This is a genomic window from Conexibacter sp. CPCC 205762 (assembly GCF_030646155.1).
Lineage (GTDB): Bacteria > Actinomycetota > Thermoleophilia > Solirubrobacterales > Solirubrobacteraceae > Conexibacter.
In genome coordinates, this window is record NZ_JAUTDN010000030.1 from 12676 (window position 1) to 29112 (window position 16437).

Annotated in this window: 12 protein-coding genes; 10 read left to right on the forward strand and 2 right to left on the reverse strand. The window is 74.6% G+C overall.

Translation table 11 applies throughout. The features are described 5' to 3' along the window. The first annotated feature begins 61 nt into the window (after window positions 1-61). From Q7L73_RS19940 to Q7L73_RS19950, 3 genes are all read left to right on the forward strand, one after another. Entirely contained in the window at window positions 62-2326 is a 2265-nt protein-coding gene (locus Q7L73_RS19940; protein ID WP_304694948.1) for a type IA DNA topoisomerase, read from the forward strand. Between the two features lie 115 nt (window positions 2327-2441). Continuing rightward, window positions 2442-5372, forward strand: a complete 2931-nt coding sequence (locus tag Q7L73_RS19945) for a PD-(D/E)XK nuclease family protein (protein ID WP_304694949.1) — start codon at window positions 2442-2444, stop codon at window positions 5370-5372. Beyond that, window positions 5369-8911: an exodeoxyribonuclease V subunit beta gene (locus Q7L73_RS19950; RefSeq protein ID WP_304694950.1), complete on the forward strand. Its 3543-nt coding sequence runs from the start codon at window positions 5369-5371 to the stop codon at window positions 8909-8911. The genes Q7L73_RS19945 and Q7L73_RS19950 overlap by 4 nt, the downstream gene beginning before the upstream one ends. Window positions 8912-8972: 61 nt before the next feature. Here Q7L73_RS19950 and Q7L73_RS19955 read toward each other — a convergent pair whose 3' ends face one another. After that, the gene (locus Q7L73_RS19955) at window positions 8973-9392 is read right to left on the reverse strand and encodes a thioesterase family protein (protein ID WP_304694951.1); all 420 of its coding nucleotides are present in this window, start codon (window positions 9390-9392) and stop codon (window positions 8973-8975) included. Between the two features lie 62 nt (window positions 9393-9454). Between Q7L73_RS19955 and Q7L73_RS19960 the strand changes: the two genes are divergently transcribed. The 3 genes from Q7L73_RS19960 to Q7L73_RS19970 all read left to right on the forward strand — a co-directional run bounded on the left by Q7L73_RS19960 (window position 9455) and on the right by Q7L73_RS19970 (window position 11018). Continuing rightward, window positions 9455-10204 carry a HipA family kinase gene (locus tag Q7L73_RS19960; protein ID WP_304694952.1) on the forward strand — a complete coding sequence of 250 codons (750 nt, stop codon included), beginning with the start codon at window positions 9455-9457 and terminating at the stop codon, window positions 10202-10204. Next, on the forward strand, window positions 10197-10646 hold the full coding sequence (locus Q7L73_RS19965; RefSeq protein ID WP_304694953.1) for a DUF3037 domain-containing protein: 450 nt from the start codon (window positions 10197-10199) through the stop codon (window positions 10644-10646). The genes Q7L73_RS19960 and Q7L73_RS19965 overlap by 8 nt, the downstream gene beginning before the upstream one ends. Before the next feature lie 87 nt (window positions 10647-10733). Then, the gene (locus Q7L73_RS19970) at window positions 10734-11018 is read left to right on the forward strand and encodes a GlsB/YeaQ/YmgE family stress response membrane protein (protein ID WP_304694954.1); all 285 of its coding nucleotides are present in this window, start codon (window positions 10734-10736) and stop codon (window positions 11016-11018) included. Here Q7L73_RS19970 and Q7L73_RS19975 read toward each other — a convergent pair. Beyond that, entirely contained in the window at window positions 11015-12145 is a 1131-nt protein-coding gene (locus Q7L73_RS19975; protein WP_304694955.1) for a MerR family transcriptional regulator, read from the reverse strand. The two genes, Q7L73_RS19970 and Q7L73_RS19975, sit on opposite strands and share 4 nt — an antisense overlap. A 243-nt stretch (window positions 12146-12388) precedes the next feature. Between Q7L73_RS19975 and Q7L73_RS19980 the strand changes: the two genes are divergently transcribed. From Q7L73_RS19980 to Q7L73_RS19995, 4 genes are all read left to right on the forward strand, one after another. Next, on the forward strand, window positions 12389-13045 hold the full coding sequence (locus Q7L73_RS19980; protein WP_304694960.1) for a SigB/SigF/SigG family RNA polymerase sigma factor: 657 nt from the start codon (window positions 12389-12391) through the stop codon (window positions 13043-13045). Between the two features lie 58 nt (window positions 13046-13103). After that, a complete protein-coding gene (locus tag Q7L73_RS19985; protein ID WP_304694956.1) occupies window positions 13104-13979 on the forward strand; it encodes a Ku protein in 876 nt (291 codons plus the stop codon). Between the two features lie 84 nt (window positions 13980-14063). Then, a complete protein-coding gene (locus Q7L73_RS19990; protein WP_304694958.1) occupies window positions 14064-14840 on the forward strand; it encodes a phosphodiester glycosidase family protein in 777 nt (258 codons plus the stop codon). Between the two features lie 202 nt (window positions 14841-15042). After that, window positions 15043-16422 (forward strand): glycosyltransferase family 4 protein, encoded by a 1380-nt coding sequence (locus Q7L73_RS19995; RefSeq protein WP_304693378.1) that lies wholly within the window; start codon window positions 15043-15045, stop codon window positions 16420-16422. The last annotated feature ends 15 nt before the right edge of the window (window positions 16423-16437 follow it).

Genomic DNA, 16437 nt, shown 5'->3' on the forward strand with positions numbered 1-16437 from the left:
CACTGGCGTCGCGGCGACGGAGAGCGCGAGCCGCTGCCCGGGGCGCTATGTTGCACGGCCCATGTCGAAGACGCTCGTCATCGCCGAGAAGCCCTCAGTCGGCAGAGACCTCTCCAGAGTCCTTTCGGGACCGTTCAGAAGAGGCGAGGGCTTTCTCGAAGGCCCCGACCACATCCTGACCTGGGCGGTCGGCCACCTCGTCCAGCTCGCGGAGCCCGACGAGTACGACGACAAGTACAAGAGATGGCGCATGGCCGATCTGCCGATCGTGCCGGAGAAGTTCAGACTCGTGGTGCGCGACGAGCGCTCGAGAAGACAGATGAACGTCGTCAAGCGCCAGCTCGGCCGCGACGACGTCAGCCTCGTCATCAACGCCTGCGACGCCGGCCGCGAGGGCGAGCTGATCTTCGCCTACCTGTACGAGAAGGCCGGCTCGAGACTGCCGGTGCAGCGGCTGTGGCTGTCGTCGATGACGCAGACCGCGATCAGAAACGCCTTCGGCCAGCTGCGCGACGGCGGCGAGATGCGCTCGCTCGAGGACGCGGCCCGCTCGCGCTCGGAGGCCGACTGGATCGTCGGCATGAACTCGACCCGCGCGGCGACGATCCGCCTGCGCTCGTCGTTCGACGGCGCTGTCTCGCTCGGCCGCGTGCAGACGCCGACGCTCGCGATCCTCGCCCGCCGCGAGGAGGAGATCCGCGCTTTCAGACCGGAGCCGTACTGGACCGTCGACGCCTCCTTCGCCGCCGCCGGCGAGCGGCTCTACGACGGCCGCTTCCACGTCGCCGCCGGCAGCGGCGACGGCAGAGGCCCGCGGATCGGCTCGGCCGAGTTCGCGGCCGCGGTCGTCGCGGCCTGCCGCGGCACGCAGGGCGTCATCACGAAGCTGGAGAAGAGAAAGCGCAGAGAGCGCGTCCCGCTCCTGTTCGACCTGACCTCGCTCCAGCGCGAGGCCAACTCGCGCTTCGGCTTCTCCGCCAGACGCACGCTCGCCGCCGCCCAGCGCCTCTACGAGGAGCACAAGGCGCTCACTTATCCGCGTACCGCCTCGCGCTACCTGCCGACGGACATGATCCCCGAGATCAAGCCGATCGCCGAGATCGTCGGCGAGCGCAGCGAGTACGCGGCCGGCGCCAGATACGTGCTGTCGCTCGACGTGCTGCCGCTCGCGCGCGTCGTCAACGACGCCAGAGTCACCGACCACCACGCGATCATCCCGACCAGAGCGCCGCACCCGGTCGACAAGATGAGCGACGACGACCGGCGCATCTACGACCTCGTCGCACGTCGCTTCCTGGCCGTCTTCCACCCCGACGCCGTGTTCGAGAACACCTCGGTCGAGACCGAGGTCGCCGGCCACGTCTTCCGCACCCGCGGCAAGGTGATGCTGGAGCCCGGCTGGCGCGGCGTCTACGGCGAGTCGGCCGACGTCGAGCCGAGAGAGGGCGAGGAGGACGAGGGCCGCGAGCAGCAGCTCCCGAGACTCGAGCAGGGCGAGCAGGTCGACACGCGCGACGTCCGCTCCGAGCAGAAGGAGACGAGACCGCCGCGGCGCTATTCAGAGGGCTCGCTGCTGGCCGCGATGGAGACCGCCGGCAGACTCGTCGACGACGAGGAGCTGCGCGAGGCGATGAAGGACTCCGGCATCGGCACGCCGGCGACCCGCGCCGCGATCATCGAGCGGCTGCTGCAGGTCGGCTACATCGAGCGCGACGGCCGCGCGCTGGTCGTCACCGAGAAGGGCGTCAACGTCATCAGACTGCTCGGCGAGCATCCGCTGACCTCGCCGTCGCTGACCGGCGACTGGGAGCACCGGCTCGCGAAGATCGAGCAGGGGACCGACTCGCGCAGAGCGTTCATGGGCGACATCGTCAAGTTCGCCGAGGGGACGATCACCGAGCTGGACGAGAAGCTCAGAGACGTGCGGATCCCGCGCGCCAACCTCGGTCCCTGCGCCGTCTGCGGCCACGACATCGTCGAGAACCGCAAGGGCTACTCGTGCTGGTCGCGCGAGGATCCGGGCTGCGGCTTCGTGATCTGGAAGGCGAAGGCCGGCAAGACGCTGAGCGCGGCGATCGTCAAGGAGCTGATCCGCACCGGCAGAACCGAGCGGCCCGTGACCGGCTTCAGAAGCCGCGCCGGCAGATCGTTCCGCTCGCGGCTGGCGCTGATGCAGACGCCCGAGGGCAGATGGCGCGTCGAGTTCGACGAGCCGTGGGCGCGCGAGGGCGCGAGACCGCCGGAGGCGGAGGTCGCCGAGGGCGAGGCCGCGACGACGAGAGCGGTCGCCGAGGCCGACAGCGGCAGACAGGCCGCCGTCGCCTGACGTCCTGCCGGCGTGATGTCGTGGGATGCGTGACGCGCGTCCCGACGACCCCGCGAGTTCCCGCTTCGGCGCCGCATGGGCACGCGCCGTCGTGGAACTCGCAATGCGAAGCACGATGCTGAAGCTGTTGACAGGTCCCGCCAACGCGGCCAAGGCCGGTGCCGCGCTCGGCACCTTCCGCGCGCGGCTGCGGCGCGACCCGTGGCTGGTCGTGCCGACCGCCGAGGACGTGCTCGCCTACGAGCGCGAGCTGGCGCACGACCTGCCGGTGCGGCGCGGCGGCCGCGTCGGCACCTTCAACGCCTTCGTGCGCGAGGTCGCGCTGCGGGCCGGCTACGTGCGGCGGACCGTCACCCCGCTGCAGCGCGAGCGGCTCGTCGCCGACGCGATCGCGCAGGCGCCGCTGGAGGCGCTGGCGCCGATCGCCTCCACGCGCGGCTTCCTGCACGCCGCCGGCGCCTTCACCGCCGAGCTGGAGCGGGCGCTGATCACGCCCCAGCGCTTCACCGCCGCCGTCCGCGCGCTGCCGCAGGCGCCGCCGACGCTGCACGAGGTCGCCGCGATCTACGACCGCTTCGCGCGCGCGCTGGAGCGCGCCGGGCGCGACGACGACGCGCTGTTCGCCTGGAGAGCGCTCGACGCGCTGCGCGCCCAGCCCGGCGCCTGGGGCGAGACGCCGGTGATCTTCTACGGCTTCGACGACCTGACGCGGATCGAGCGCGACGCGATCGAGACGATCGGCAAGGTCGCCGGCGCCGAGGTGCTCGTCGCGCTCACCTGGGAGCCCGGCCGCGAGGCGTTCGCCGGCCGCGCCGGCACCGTCCAGGAGCTGACCCAGATCGCCGACGAGGTCGAGGCGATGCCGGCGCTCGACGACTGGTACGACGACGCCGCGCGCACGCCGCTGCACGCACTCGAACGCGGCCTGTTCGAGCCGCAGCCGGCGCAGGCCGAGCCCGGCGACGCCGTCCGCCTGCTGGTCGCGGGCGGCGAGCGCGCCGAGCTGGAGCTGGTCGCGGCAGAGCTGCTGAGACTGCTGCGCGACGGCGTCCCCGGCGAGCAGATCGCGGTCGTGCTGCGCTCGCCGGCCCGCTCCGCCTCGCTCGTCGAGCAGCTGTTCGGCGCCTACGGCATCCCGCACGCGCTCGACTGGCGCGTGCCGTTCGCGCACACCGCGCTCGGCCGCGGCCTGCTGGCGCTGGCGCGCTGCGCGCTGCTGCCGGAGGAGGCGCGCCCGGCCGACCTGCTCGCCTACCTGCGCACGCCCGGCCGGCTGAGAAAGCTGGAGCTGGCCGACAAGCTCGAGCTGACCGTCCGCAGACGGGCGCTGCGCGACCTCGACGCCGCCCGCGCCGCCTGGGAGGAGGCGCCCGGCGGCTGGCCGCTGCGCGAGCTCGACCGCCTCCGCGGCGCCGCCGCCGACGGTCCCGCCGCGCTGCTGGGCGCGCTCGCGCGCGAGGCCCGCACGCTGTTCGTCGCCCCGCACCGCGGCGCCGCCCGCCAGCTCGACGCCGCCGAGGAGGCGGACGCGCGCGCGCTCGCGGCGCTGCTGAGAGCGGTCGAGGAGCTGCGCGAGCTGGTCGCCGCCGAGCCGCGCCGCGCCGGCGAGCTGCTGGCGCCGGCGGCGCTGCTGGCGACGCTGGCGGAGCTGGAGGTGGCGCTCGGCTCGCCGCCGCGCGCCGGCGCGGTGCTGGTCGCCGATCCGCTCGCGATCCGCGCGCGCCGCTTCGACACGGTGATCGTCTGCGGCCTGCAGGAGGGCGAGTTCCCGCGCCCGGCCCACCCCGAGCCGTTCCTGCCCGACGAGCTGCGGCGCGAGCTGAACATCGCCGCCGGGCTCGGCCTGCCGCCGCGCGAGGACGCGCTCGCCGACGAGCGATACCTCTTCTACGCGACCGTCTCGCGCCCGCGGCGGCGGCTGCTGCTGAGCACGCGCGACGCCGACGAGGACGGCAATCCCGCGCTGCCGTCGTTCTTCGTCGACGACGTGCGCGCCGTCCTGCCGGGCCTGCCGGAGACGCATCGGCCGCTGTCAGAGGTGACGTGGCCGCTGGCGCAGGCGCCGACCGCCGCCGAGCGCGCTCGCGCCGAGGCGCTCGCCGGCCCGCGCCTGCAGCCGCGCCCGATCGCCTCGCTCAGCGCCGCCGCGACCGCGCGCCTGCGCCAGCGCGAGGTGCTGAGCGCCGGGGCGCTGGAGAAGTACGCCCGCTGCCCGGTCCGCTGGTTCGTCGAGAGCGAGCTGCAGCCGGCCCGCTTCGAGCCCGACCCGGAGGCGATGACGCGCGGCTCCTGCATCCACGCCGTGCTGGAGCGGTCGCTGGCGTCGCTCGACTGGCCGCTGCCGCTGGACCGCTTCGCCGAGGTCGAGACGGTCGTGCGCGAGGCGGTCGCGGTCGAGTCGCCGAAGTGGGTCCTGGGCCGCGGCAGAGCGGCGCAGGCGGCCGCCGCGCACGAGATCGCCGCCGACGTGCTGCGGCTGCTGCGCCACGAGGCGGAGGCCGGCGGCGCCTTCAAGCCGGCGGAGCTGGAGCTGCAGTTCGGGATGGGGGAGGCGGGGCTGCCGGCGCTGGAGCTGCACTCGCTGGAGCAGCCGGGCGCGGAGCCGCTGCGGCTGCGCGGCGTGATCGACCGCGTCGACCTCGACCTCGCCGGCAGAGCGCTCGTGCGCGACTACAAGAGCGGCCGCCCCGGCAGAGGCTGGCCGGTCGCGCAGTGGAGAGCGGAGGACCAGCTGCAGGTCGCGCTCTACATGGTCGTCGTGCGCGAGCTGCTGAGACGGACGCCGGTCGGCGGCGTCTACCAGCCGCTGCGAGGCGAGAACCTGAGAGCGCGCGGGATCGTGCGCGAGGACGTCAACGCCGGCGTCGCCGTCGTCAAGACCGACCGCCGCTCCCAGCCCGACCTGGAGCAGGAGCTGGCCGCCGCCTCCGAGCGCGCCTGCCAGCTGTCGGTCCAGTTGCGCGCCGGCCGGCTCGTGCCGGCGCCCGACCGCTGCAGCCGCGACGGCTGCGCCTACCCCGGCATCTGCCGCGTGGTCGACGCGTGAGCGCGTCCGTCCCCTTCACGCGCGAGCAGCAGGCCGCGATCGACCATCGCGGCGGCCTGCTGCTGACCGCCAACGCCGGCTCCGGCAAGACCTCGGTGATGGCCGAGCGGTTCGTCCGCGCGGTCCGCGAGGACGGCGTCGACGTCGCGCGGATCCTCGCGATCACCTTCACCGAGAAGGCCGCCTCGGAGCTGAAGGAGCGCGTGCGGCGCCGCTTCGAGACGCTCGGCGATCCCGAGCGCGCACGCCAGACCGAGGGCGCCTGGGTCTCGACGATCCACGGCTTCTGCGCGCGGCTGCTGCGGACCCACCCGCTCGCGGCCGGGATCGACCCGCGCTTCGAGGTGCTCGACGAGAACGCCTCCAGAGCGCTCGCCGACGAGGCCTTCCAGGCCGCGCTCGACGCGCTCGCCGAGGAGCACGGCGAGCCGGCGCTCGACCTGATCGCCGCCTACCGCCCCGGCGACCTGCGCGAGGCGATCCTCGACCTGCACGGCGAGCTGCGCAGCCGCGGCCAGGAGCAGCCGAGCCTGCCCGAGCCGCAGCCGGCGCCGCTGGAGCCGGCGCGGGCGTCGCTGGCGATCGCGCGGATCGAGGCGGAGTCCGAGGTCGCCGGCGCGAAGGACGGCGCGACCGTCGACCGCGCGCGGCTGGCGCTGGCCGAGTGCGGCCTGCTGCTGGAGCGGCTCGCCGCCGCCCCGGCCGACGCGCCGCCGCCGCACCCGAGCGAGCTGGGGCAGTACGCGCTGCCGAGAAACGGCAGAGCGCTCGCCGGGCCCGGCTGCGAGGGCTACCGCGACGCGCTGAGCAGATACGCCGACGCCTGCGCCGACGCCCACGGGCTCGTCGTCCACGCGCTGCTCGACGCGCTGCTGCGCGGCTTCGCGAGCCGCTACGCGAGCGCGAAGGCCGCCGCCTCGGCGGTCGACTTCGAGGACCTGGAGCTGCGCGCCAACCGCCTGCTGCGCGAGCACGACGACCTGCGCGCCCGCTACGCCGAGCGGTTCGTGCACGTGATGGTCGACGAGTTCCAGGACACCAACCCGCTGCAGCTGGAGCTGCTGGAGCGGATCGCCGGCGACCGCCTCTTCACCGTCGGCGACGAGCTGCAGTCGATCTACGGCTTCCGCCACGCCGACGTCGAGCTGTTCCGGCGCCGCCGCGCGCAGCTCGCCGGCAGCGGCGGGACCGCGACGCTGGCGACCAACTTCCGCAGCCACGCGGAGATCCTGGAGACGCTCAACGTCGCCTTCGAACCGCGCTTCAGAGCCAGCTTCACGCCGCTCGTCCCCGGCCGCAGCGAGCCCGCGGACGCGCCGCCGGTCGCCGGGCCGCGGGTCGAGCTGATCGTCGTCGACAGCAGAGCCGACTGGAGCGAGAGCGGGCTCGTGCCGGAGGGGATGGCGGCTCCGGCGCCGCTGTGGCGGATCGCGGAGTCGCGCGTGCTCGCCACGCGCGTGCGGGAGCTGATCGACGGCGGCAGACGGCCGGGCGAGGTCGTGCTGCTGCTGCGCGCGACCGGCGACCTCGCCGTCTACGAGCGCGCGCTGACCGACCTCGCGATCCCGACCTACGTGATCGGCGGGCGCGGCTACTGGTCCCAGCAGCAGGTGCGCGACCTGATCGCCTACCTCGGCGCGCTCGCCAACCCGCGTGACGGCGTCGCGCTGCAGACGCTGCTCGCCTCGCCGCTCGTCGGCCTCTCCAGCGACGCGCTCGTGCAGGTCGTCGCGACCGCGCGTGCGCTCAAGCGCGACGACGAGGCCGACCCGTGGTGGGTGCTGATCGAGTCGACGCAGCTGCTCGACGCGCTCGCCGACGAGGACCGCGCGCGCGTGCTGCGGCTGCGCGAGTGGCTGCCGGGCGAGCGCGTGACGGCGCCACGCCACTCGCTGGAGACGCTGCTGGACCGCGTGCTCCACCACACCCGCTACGACCTCGAGCTGCTGCGGCTGCCGGGCGGCGCGCGGCGGCTGGCGAACGTGCGCAAGCTGATGCGGCTGGCGCGCGAGTACGAGGTCGACCACGGCCGTGACCTGCGCGGCTTCGTCGACCTCGTGATGCAGCTCGGCGGCGGCCTCGACGGCTCCAGAGAGCAGGACCGCGAGAGCGAGGCGCCGGTCGAGGGCGAGGCGCTCGACGCCGTCCGCCTGATGACGATCCACCGCGCGAAGGGGCTGGAGTTCCCGGTCGTCTGCGTCGCCGACCTGGGGCGCGGCTCGCCGTTCGCGGGGGACGTCGTGCGCGTCGGCAGAGACGGCCGCGTCGGCCTCAAGCTGCGCTCGCTCGACGGCGGCAGGCCGCATCCGGCGTTCGCGTACAGAGCGATCGGCGACGCCCGCGCCCGCGCCGACGCCGACGAGGAGGCGCGGCTGTTCTACGTCGCGATGACCCGCGCCCGCGAGCAGCTGATCCTCTCCGGCGGGATCGCGACCGAGCCGTGGCCCGAGTGGAGAGCCGGCGTCCCGCCGCTGACCTGGATCGGCCCCGCGTTCGTGCCCGAGATCGCGAGACTGGCCGCCCCCGACGCCGACGACCCCGCCGGCGTCGCCGAGGTCGGTCCGGGCCTGCACGTCGCCTGGAGCGTCACCCGCCCCGCGACCCTCCCGCCGCCGCCCGCGCCCGCCGAGTCTGCCGAAGTCTGCGGCTCTGCCCCTCCGCTGGAGGGCGAGAGCCGCAGACTCCCCGCCGAGCCGGCGCCGGCCGCGCTGCCGGCGGCGCCGGTCGGGGCGCTCTCCTACACGGCGCTGGAGCTGCACGCGCGCTGCGGCTACCGCTTCTACCTGGAGCGCGTGCTGAGGCTGCCGGCCGCCGACGACCCGTGGATCCGCGGCGGTGGCGGCGCGGGAGGCGGCGGAGGCGGCGGCCTGCAGGCGACCACGCGCGGCACGATCGTCCATGCGCTGCTGGAGCAGATCGACCTCGTGCGGGCGCAGCCGCCGGACGCCGACGCGGTCCGCCGCGCCGCGCTGCGGGTCGCGGGCGTCGAGCCCGCGCGCCAGGAGCTGGACGCGATCCGCGCGCTCGTCGTCAGATTCCTCGCCAGCCCGCTGCGCGAGCGGCTCGCGCAGGCGAGAGAGCTGCGCCGCGAGCAGCCGTTCGCGTTCGAGCTGGGCGGCCTGCCGCTGGTCGGCGTCTTCGACGTGATCGCGAGAGAGGGGATCCGGACGCTCGTCGTCGACTGGAAGTCCGACCGCCTCGGCGGCGCCGACCCCGAGCAGCTCGTGAGGGAGTCGTACGGGATCCAGCGCGCCGCCTACTCGCTCGCGGCGCTGATGGACGGCGCGGCCGAGGTCGAGCTGGTCCACTGCTTCCTCGAACGGCCCGAGGCGCCGGTCGCGGCGACCTTCCGCCGGCAGGACGTCCCCGCGCTGGAGCGGGAGCTGGAGGCGCGCGCCGAGCGCGTGCTGCGGCGCGACTTCCCGGTCGCGCCCGAGCCCGGCCCGCGCCTCTGCGACGGCTGCCCCGGCCGCGGCTCGCTCTGCTCGTGGCCGCTGGAGCTCACGCAGGGCGCGGCCCGCGAGGGCCAGCTGTTCTAGCGGCCCTGCCCGCGGACGCCGCGCCGGCGCCCGCGCCGTCTACGCGGCGCGCCCGCGCCGTCTACGCCGCGTCGCCGGCCGGCGCGAAGGCGGCGTAGGCCTGCTTCTCGTCGTCGCGCAGCTTGCGTGAGGAGCGCGCCTCGCGGTCCCAGCCGACGAGCACCGAGACGCCCTCGGCGGCGACCTCGCCGTCGGGCCGCAGCAGCCGCTGCGCCAGCCGCACGCTGGAGCTCCCGACCCGCTCGACGGACGTCTCGACGACGACCTCGCGCGTCGGCACCGGCACCTCGCGGCGGTAGTCCAGCTCGACGTGCGCCAGCACGTATTCGTTGGAGTCGCTCGCGAGCTGCGTCAGCAGCGCGATCCGGCCCTGCTCCAGCAGCTCGTGGTAGACGGCCTGGTTGAGGTGGCCGAGCACGTCGAAGTCGTTCAAGCGCAGCTGCAGGCTGACCCGCACCGCACTGCCGTTCCCATCGCTCATCGGCCGCACGATAGCGGCGCCCGGCACGCGTCCACCCCGGCCGGAAGCTAGTGTGCGCGCCCGTGCGCACCGTCGCCGCCACCCGCTACGTCACCCCGCTGCGCGAGGGCGGCTCGCTGCCGGCGCTGGTCGAGGCCGACGACGACGGGCTCTACGTCGTCAAGCTGCGCGGCGCCGGCCAGGGCCCGAAGGCGCTCGCCGCCGAGCTGATCGTCGGCGAGCTGGCGCGGGCGCTCGCGCTGCCGGTGCCGGAGCTGGTCTACGTCGAGCTGGACCCGCACCTGCCCGACGCCGAGCCCGACCCGGAGATCCAGGAGCTGCTGCAGGCGAGCGCCGGCCGCAACGTCGGGCTCGACTTCCTGCCGCGCGCGCTGCCGTACAACCCGGCGCTGGAGGACTTCCCCGTCGACCCGGAGCTGGCGGCGGCGATCGTCTGGCTCGACGCCTACAGCGAGAACGTCGACCGCACGCCGCGCAACCCGAATCTGATGACCTGGCACGGGAGACTGTGGCTGATCGACCACGGCGCCGCGCTCTACAAGCAGCACGCCGGGCTCGACCCGCAGAAGGCCGGCAGCGCCTTCCCCGCGATCCGCGACCACGTGCTGCTGCCGCTCGCCGGCTCGATCGAGCAGGCCGACGCGCGCCTGGCGCCGCTCGTCACGCGCGAGCTGCTGGAGCGGCTCGTCGGCCTCGTGCCGCCCGAGTGGCTCGGCGACGGCGGGGCGCAGGCGTACGTCGGCTACCTGGAGGCGCGCCTGCGCGAGCGGCGGGCGTTCGTCGCAGAGGCGGAGCAGGCGCGCAATGGGTGAGCGCGAGCCGCGCACACCCGCGCCGGCCACGCCCGCGCCCGCCGCGCGCGAGCCGCGCGAGGTCTTCCAGTACGCGATCCTGCGCGCCGTGCCGTCGCTGCCGCGCGGCGAGGCGCTCAACGTCGGCGTCGTCGTCCACAGCCGCCGCCACCGCTTCCTCGGCGCCCGCACGCAGGCCGACGCCGCCCGCCTGCACGCGCTCGACCCGGCCCTCGACGTCGACGCGCTCGCCCGCCACCTGCGCGCCGTCGAGCGGATCGCGGCGGGTGACGAGAGCGCCGGCGCGGTCGCGCGGATGGACCGCTCGGACCGCTTCGGCTGGCTGACCGCGCCCTCCAGCGCGCTCGTGCAGCCGTCGCCGGTCCACACCGGCCTCTGCGGCGACCCGCAGCAGACGCTCGACAGGCTGTTCGCCGCGCTGGTCGCGCCGCCGGCCGGCTGACCGCCCGCGCGTCCGTTTCGCCCGCAACGGGAACGCTCTCAGCGTACCCGCGCATCCCGCGCGGGCGCGGATCGCAAGGAGGGCCGCATGATCGGCGCCATCATCCTCGGCATCGTCGCGGGCTATCTCGGCAAGTGGCTGATGCCCGGCGACGACCACGAGCCGCAGGGCTTCATCGCGACGACGCTGCTCGGGCTGGTCGGAGCGCTCGCCGGCTTCTTCGTCTTCACGGAGCTGCTCGGCATCGGCGACGACAAGATCTTCGACCTCGGCGGCCTGATAGGCGCCGTCATCGGCGTGATGCTCGTGCTGTTCCTCTACCGCATGGTCGCCTCGCGCCGCGAGGGCCGTGGCGGCGCGCGTCCGGTCTAGCCCTTGGAGGACTCGACCAGCCGATCGCGCAGCAGCGTGAAGCCGAGCCCGGCGGAGACGACCGTCAGCAGCTGACGGGCGTCGTCGTCGAGCTCGGTCGGCTCGTCGAAGACCAGCAGCAGCATCCCCAGCGTCTCGCCGACGACAGTGATCGGGACGGCGAGGCTGTGGAGCCCGCCGGGCGCGCCGAAGGCGCCGCCGGCGGCGGGGGAGAGCCAGCCGGGCTGGCCGGCCTGCATCAGCGCGGTCAGGTCGGCGTAGCCGGTGACCGTCACCATCCGCGGCCCCAGCAGCGCGCGGCTGGAGCTGCCGAGCGCCAGCTCGCCGGCCATGTAGACGGCGATCCCGGCGTCGACCGCCGACAGTCTGCGCACGAGCGTGTCGGCCGTGGTCGCCAGCACCGCGTCGCCGGCCTCGTGCTGAAAGCGCTCCGCCAGCGCCGCCGCCAGCGCCAGCCATCTCTCCTGGCGCTGCTCGCGCCGTCGCAGCGCTCTCAGCTCGCGCCGCGTCTCGACCAGCTCACGGCGGGTGCGGCGGTCCTGCGCACGGTCGATCCCGACGAGCGCGACCGTCGGCGGCTCGCCGTCGCGTATCGGCAGCCGCCAGGCGAGCGAGCGAGCGCGGTCGCTGCCGCCGTTCCAGGCCGGGTGGGCGCATTCGAGCGCGGGCGCGTTGGAGGAGAAGAGCGTCTTGAGCGTCCGTTCGAGGTCGCTGCCGGCGAACCACGGCAGCCCGTCGAGCGGCTGGCCGGCGGCGTCGTCGGCGGGGAAGGCGCGCAGCGGCCCATTCGCCCACAGGACCTGCAGCGGCGTCGGCCCGGCGACGATCAGCGTCGGCGTCGGGGCGTGCTCGACGACGGCGGCGAGCGTCGCGTCGGCGACGGCCGGCGTCTCGGCGACGACGCCGGAGGCCTCGATCGCGCGCGCGAGCGGCACACCCTGCTCGGCGGCACGGCGGACGGCGACGACACGGGCGGCGTCGGTCAGCGCGTAACGGCGCGGCCCGTCGCCGCTGCGGCGCGGCAGCGGGAAGCCGAAGCGGCGCTCCCAGGTGCGCAGCCGCTCGCGCGAGACGCCGGTGAGGGACGCGAACTCGGTTGCGGCAATCGTCTGTCCACTCTTGTCCACCCTAGGGTTGTAGCGCACCGGACGCCTGTTCACCACTGACCGGGTCTGCCCACCTTGTCATGCCCTCCGAGCGCGCGAGCATGGCCATCAAGGACTGGGCACCCGACGAAGGAGGCGCAACCCGTGTCCGCAACGGCTGTTCGCCCGAGGGTTGACGTTGCCGCATGCGACGAGCGTGAGCTGCTCCGCCGCTGGCACGAAGACGGCGACGAGCGTGCGCGGCAGGCGCTGATCGAGCGGATGATGCCGCTCGTCCGCTCGCTCGCTCGGCGCTATGCGAATCGCGGGGAACCGCTCGACGACCTCGAACAGGTCGGCTGCGTCGGGCTCATCAAAGCTGTCGATCGCTTTGATCTTTCCCGCGAGCTGCGTTTTTCCACCTTCGCGGTGCCGACGATCCTCGGCGAGATCAAGCGCCACTTCCGTGACCGCGCCTGGTCGGTGCGCGTCTCGCGCGGCCTCCAGGAGCTGAGCGCGAGAGTCACCCGGGAGGCCGATCGGCTGTCGACCAAGCTCGGCCGCTCGCCCACGATCGAGGACCTCGCGGAGGCGACCAACTCGACCCCCGAGCAGGTGCTCGAGGCGCTCCAGGGCGCGCAGGCGTACAGCACCGTGCCGCTGGAGGAGCCGCTCGGCGACGACGGCGAGCCGGTCGCGCGGATCGGCTCCGAGGACCCGGAGTTCGAGCTGGCGGAGGAGCGCATCGAGCTGAGCCGCGGCCTCCACGTGCTGAGCGAGCGCGAGCGGCGGATCGTGCTGCTGCGCTTCTTCGCCGGCCTCACGCAGCGCGAGATCGCGGAGCGGGTCGGCATCTCGCAGATGCATGTCTCGCGGCTGCTGCGGCGCTCGCTGGAGCGGATGGGCGAGACGATGTCGCCCCCGCCGCCGGCGGGGAGATGACGTGCAACCCCGCGCCCACCGCTTGATCGGCGGGGCGCGGGGGTAGAGGATCGTTCCCATGCCACGCGCGATCTGGAGCGGCGCGATCAGCTTCGGGCTCGTCAACGTGCCCGTCAAGCTGTACAGCGCCACCTCGCCGAAGTCGGTCCGCTTCAACCAGCTGCACGCCGCCGACGGCGGGCGGCTGAAGCAGAAGCGCGTCTGCTCGATCGACGGCGAAGAGGTCCCGTACGACCAGATCGTCAAGGGCTACGAGGTCTCGCCCGACCGCTACGTGACGGTCACGCAGGAGGAGCTCGACGCGCTCGACACGCGCGCGACGAAGACGATCGACATCGAGGAGTTCGTCGACCTCGTCGAGATCGACCCGGTCTACTACGAGAGCGCTTACCACGTCGCTCCGAGCACCGGCGGCGCGAAGGCGTACCGGCTGCTGCTGAGCGCGATGGAGGAGGCCGGCAAGGTCGCGATCGCGCGCTTCGTGCTGCGCAGCCGCCAGCAGCTGTGCGCGCTGCGCCCCGCCGACGGCGTGCTGACGCTGTCGACGATGCTCTATGGCGACGAGGTCAACTCGCCCGAGCGGCTCGACGAGCTGGAGGCGCTCGGCGACGTCGAGGCGAACGAGCGCGAGGTCGCGATGGCGCGCCAGCTGATCGAGTCGCTGGCGGCGCCGTTCGAGCCGGGGAAGTTCAGAGACGCCTACCGCGAGCGCGTGCTGGAGCTGATCGAGCGCAAGGCCGCCGGCGAGGAGATCGCGATCCAGCCGGCCGCCGAGGAGCCGGCCGAGGTGCCCGACCTGATGGCGGCGCTGGAGGCGAGCCTGCAGACCGTGCGCGGCGAAGGCGACACCGCCGCGCCGGCCGCCGCCGCGCCGAGAAGACGCGCGCGCAGAGCGCCGGCAAGAGCCAGAGCAAAGGCGAGAGCGGCAAAATAGTCCTGCATCGTGTGACTTTCCGCGTCACATGGTGTTTACGCTTTCTCAACTCCGTCGCATGGAACGCGGCGGAACCTCCAGCTCATGAGCCCGCTCATCGCACCCGTCGCGGATCCGGCCCCGCCGGCGCACCTGCGCTCGCTCCGCGTGACGCTCGCCGACGGCGCGCAGACGACCGTCCACGTCGCCGCCCACCAGCTCGCCAGCACGCGCGTGCGCGTCGTGCGGCTGACGCGACCGGAGCAGCTCGCCAGCTGGTGCGCCCGCACCGGCACCGAGGAGGCGATCGTCGGCGGCTTCTTCGTGCGCCCGCACGGCCGCCCGCTGGGCGAGGTCCGCACGCATGGGATCGCGCGTGAGAGCACGCCCTTCCTGGCGCCGTGGCACAAGATCCGCGCGTCGCTGCACGTCGACCGCGGCAGCGTCGCGATCGGCCCGCGCGACAGCTTCTGCACCGCGCCCCGCGGCGACCTGCTGCAGGCCGGGCCGCTGCTCGTCCACCACGGCAAGCCGGCCGTCCACGCCGGCACCGACCCGGAGGGCTTCTCGGCCGGCGCGGAGCAGTTCGACTCCGACATCAGCGACGGCCGCCATCCGCGCGCGGCGATCGCGCTCGCCGGCGAGACGCTGCTGGCGGTCGCCTGCGACGGCCGCGCCGACGACGAGGCCGGGCTGACGCTCGACGAGCTGGCGGCGACGCTGGTCGACCTCGGCGCGCAGCAGGCGATGAACCTCGACGGCGGCGGCTCGACCTCGCTCGTCTGCGGCGGCACGCTGCGCAACATCCCGCGCGGCAACTACGACACCGTCGTCCCGGGCGGCCGCTCGATCTCGACGGCGATCGCCTTCGCGCCCCGCTGACACGGCTGACACCCGGCGCCGTCGCGGTCCGCGCCCGCCGGCGCCCCGCCCCCGCCGGCGCCCCGCCCCCGCCGGCGCCCCGCGCCCGCCGGCGCCTCGCCTGCCTCGCGCGCGCCGATTCGCGCGGCGCGCGCCCCCGCGCGCAACTAGCCGGTTGCACGAGCGCCCGCGGGCCCGGAATCCCGCTGCTAGCGTCGAACGGGTGCTGGACCAAGATTCCGACGACTCGCGCCGCCGCGCCCTCATCGGCGTCGCCTTCTTCCCGCGCGGCGGCTCCGCCCACGTGATCCGCGCGCTCGCCGGCGCGCTGCCCGCGCACGGCTGGGAGACGACCGTCGTCAGCGGCTCGCAGCCCGGCGCCGGCGACGCCGAGCAGTTCTACGCCGGTCTCGACGTGCGCGCGGTGCCGGTCGCCGAGCGCGGCCTGCTCGCCTCCTACGAGGATCGCCCCGACGCGCCCGACCGCGTCTTCGCCGACCTCGGCGACGCCGCCTTCGAGCGGCAGGTGACCGCCTGGGCCGGCGCCCTGGAGCAGGCCGGCGCGGCTGAGGCCGACGTCCTCCACCTGCACCACCTGACGCCGCTGCACGCGGCGGCGGAGCGCGTCGCGCCGGACGTGCCGGTCGTCGGCCACCTGCACGGCACCGAGCTGCTGATGCTGGAGCGGATCGCGGCCGGCGCGCCGCCGAGCTGGCGCCACGCCGACGCGTGGGCCGAGCGGATGCGCGCGTGGGCCGACCGCTGCGCGCTCACGATCGTGCTGACCGAGCGCCAGAAGGAGCGCGTCGCCGCGCTGCTCGAGCTCCCGCCCGAGCGCTGCGTCGCGGTCCCCAACGGCGTCGACGCGGCGCAGTTCGCGCCCGCGCCGGTCGACCGCCGCGCCCACTGGCGCAGGCTGCTGGTGGAGCGGCCGCGCGGCTGGCGCCCCGGCGGTCACGAGGGCTCGGTCGCCTACGAGGTCGGCGATCTGACCGCCTTCGAGGGCGACGGCCCGGTGCTGCTGTACGTCGGCCGCTTCACCGAGGTCAAGCGCGTCGGCCTGCTGATCCGGGCGTTCGCGCGCGCCCAGCGCAACTGGGACGTGCGCGTCCCGCTCGTGATCGTCGGCGGTCATCCCGGCGAGTGGGAGGGCGAGCATCCGTGGGAGGCGATCCGCGCCAGCGGCGCCCGCGACGTCTTCCTGGCCGGCTGGCAGCACCACCACGAGCTGCCGCAGATCCTCAACGCCGCCGACGCGCTGATCCTGCCGTCGGTGCGCGAGCAGTTCGGCTCGGTGCTGGTCGAGGCGATGGCCTGCGGGCTGCCGCCGGTGGCCGCCGACGCGCTCGGTCCGGCCGAGATCGTGCGGCCGGGGGAGACCGGTTGGCTGGTCGAACCGGACGACGAAGGGGCTTTGGTCAACGCGTTGACAGAAGTCGTCGAGAAGCCGGCAGAACGCCGACGGCGCGGGGCGAAAGCACGGATCGACGCGGTCGCGCGTTTCGGTCGCGACGCAGCGGCAGCGCGAGTTGCGGCAACATATGCGGCGGCGGTCAGCGCGGACGCGCCTCCGAGCGGGGCTCCGGCAGTCGCTTCGAGCTGACCCACATATCACGAA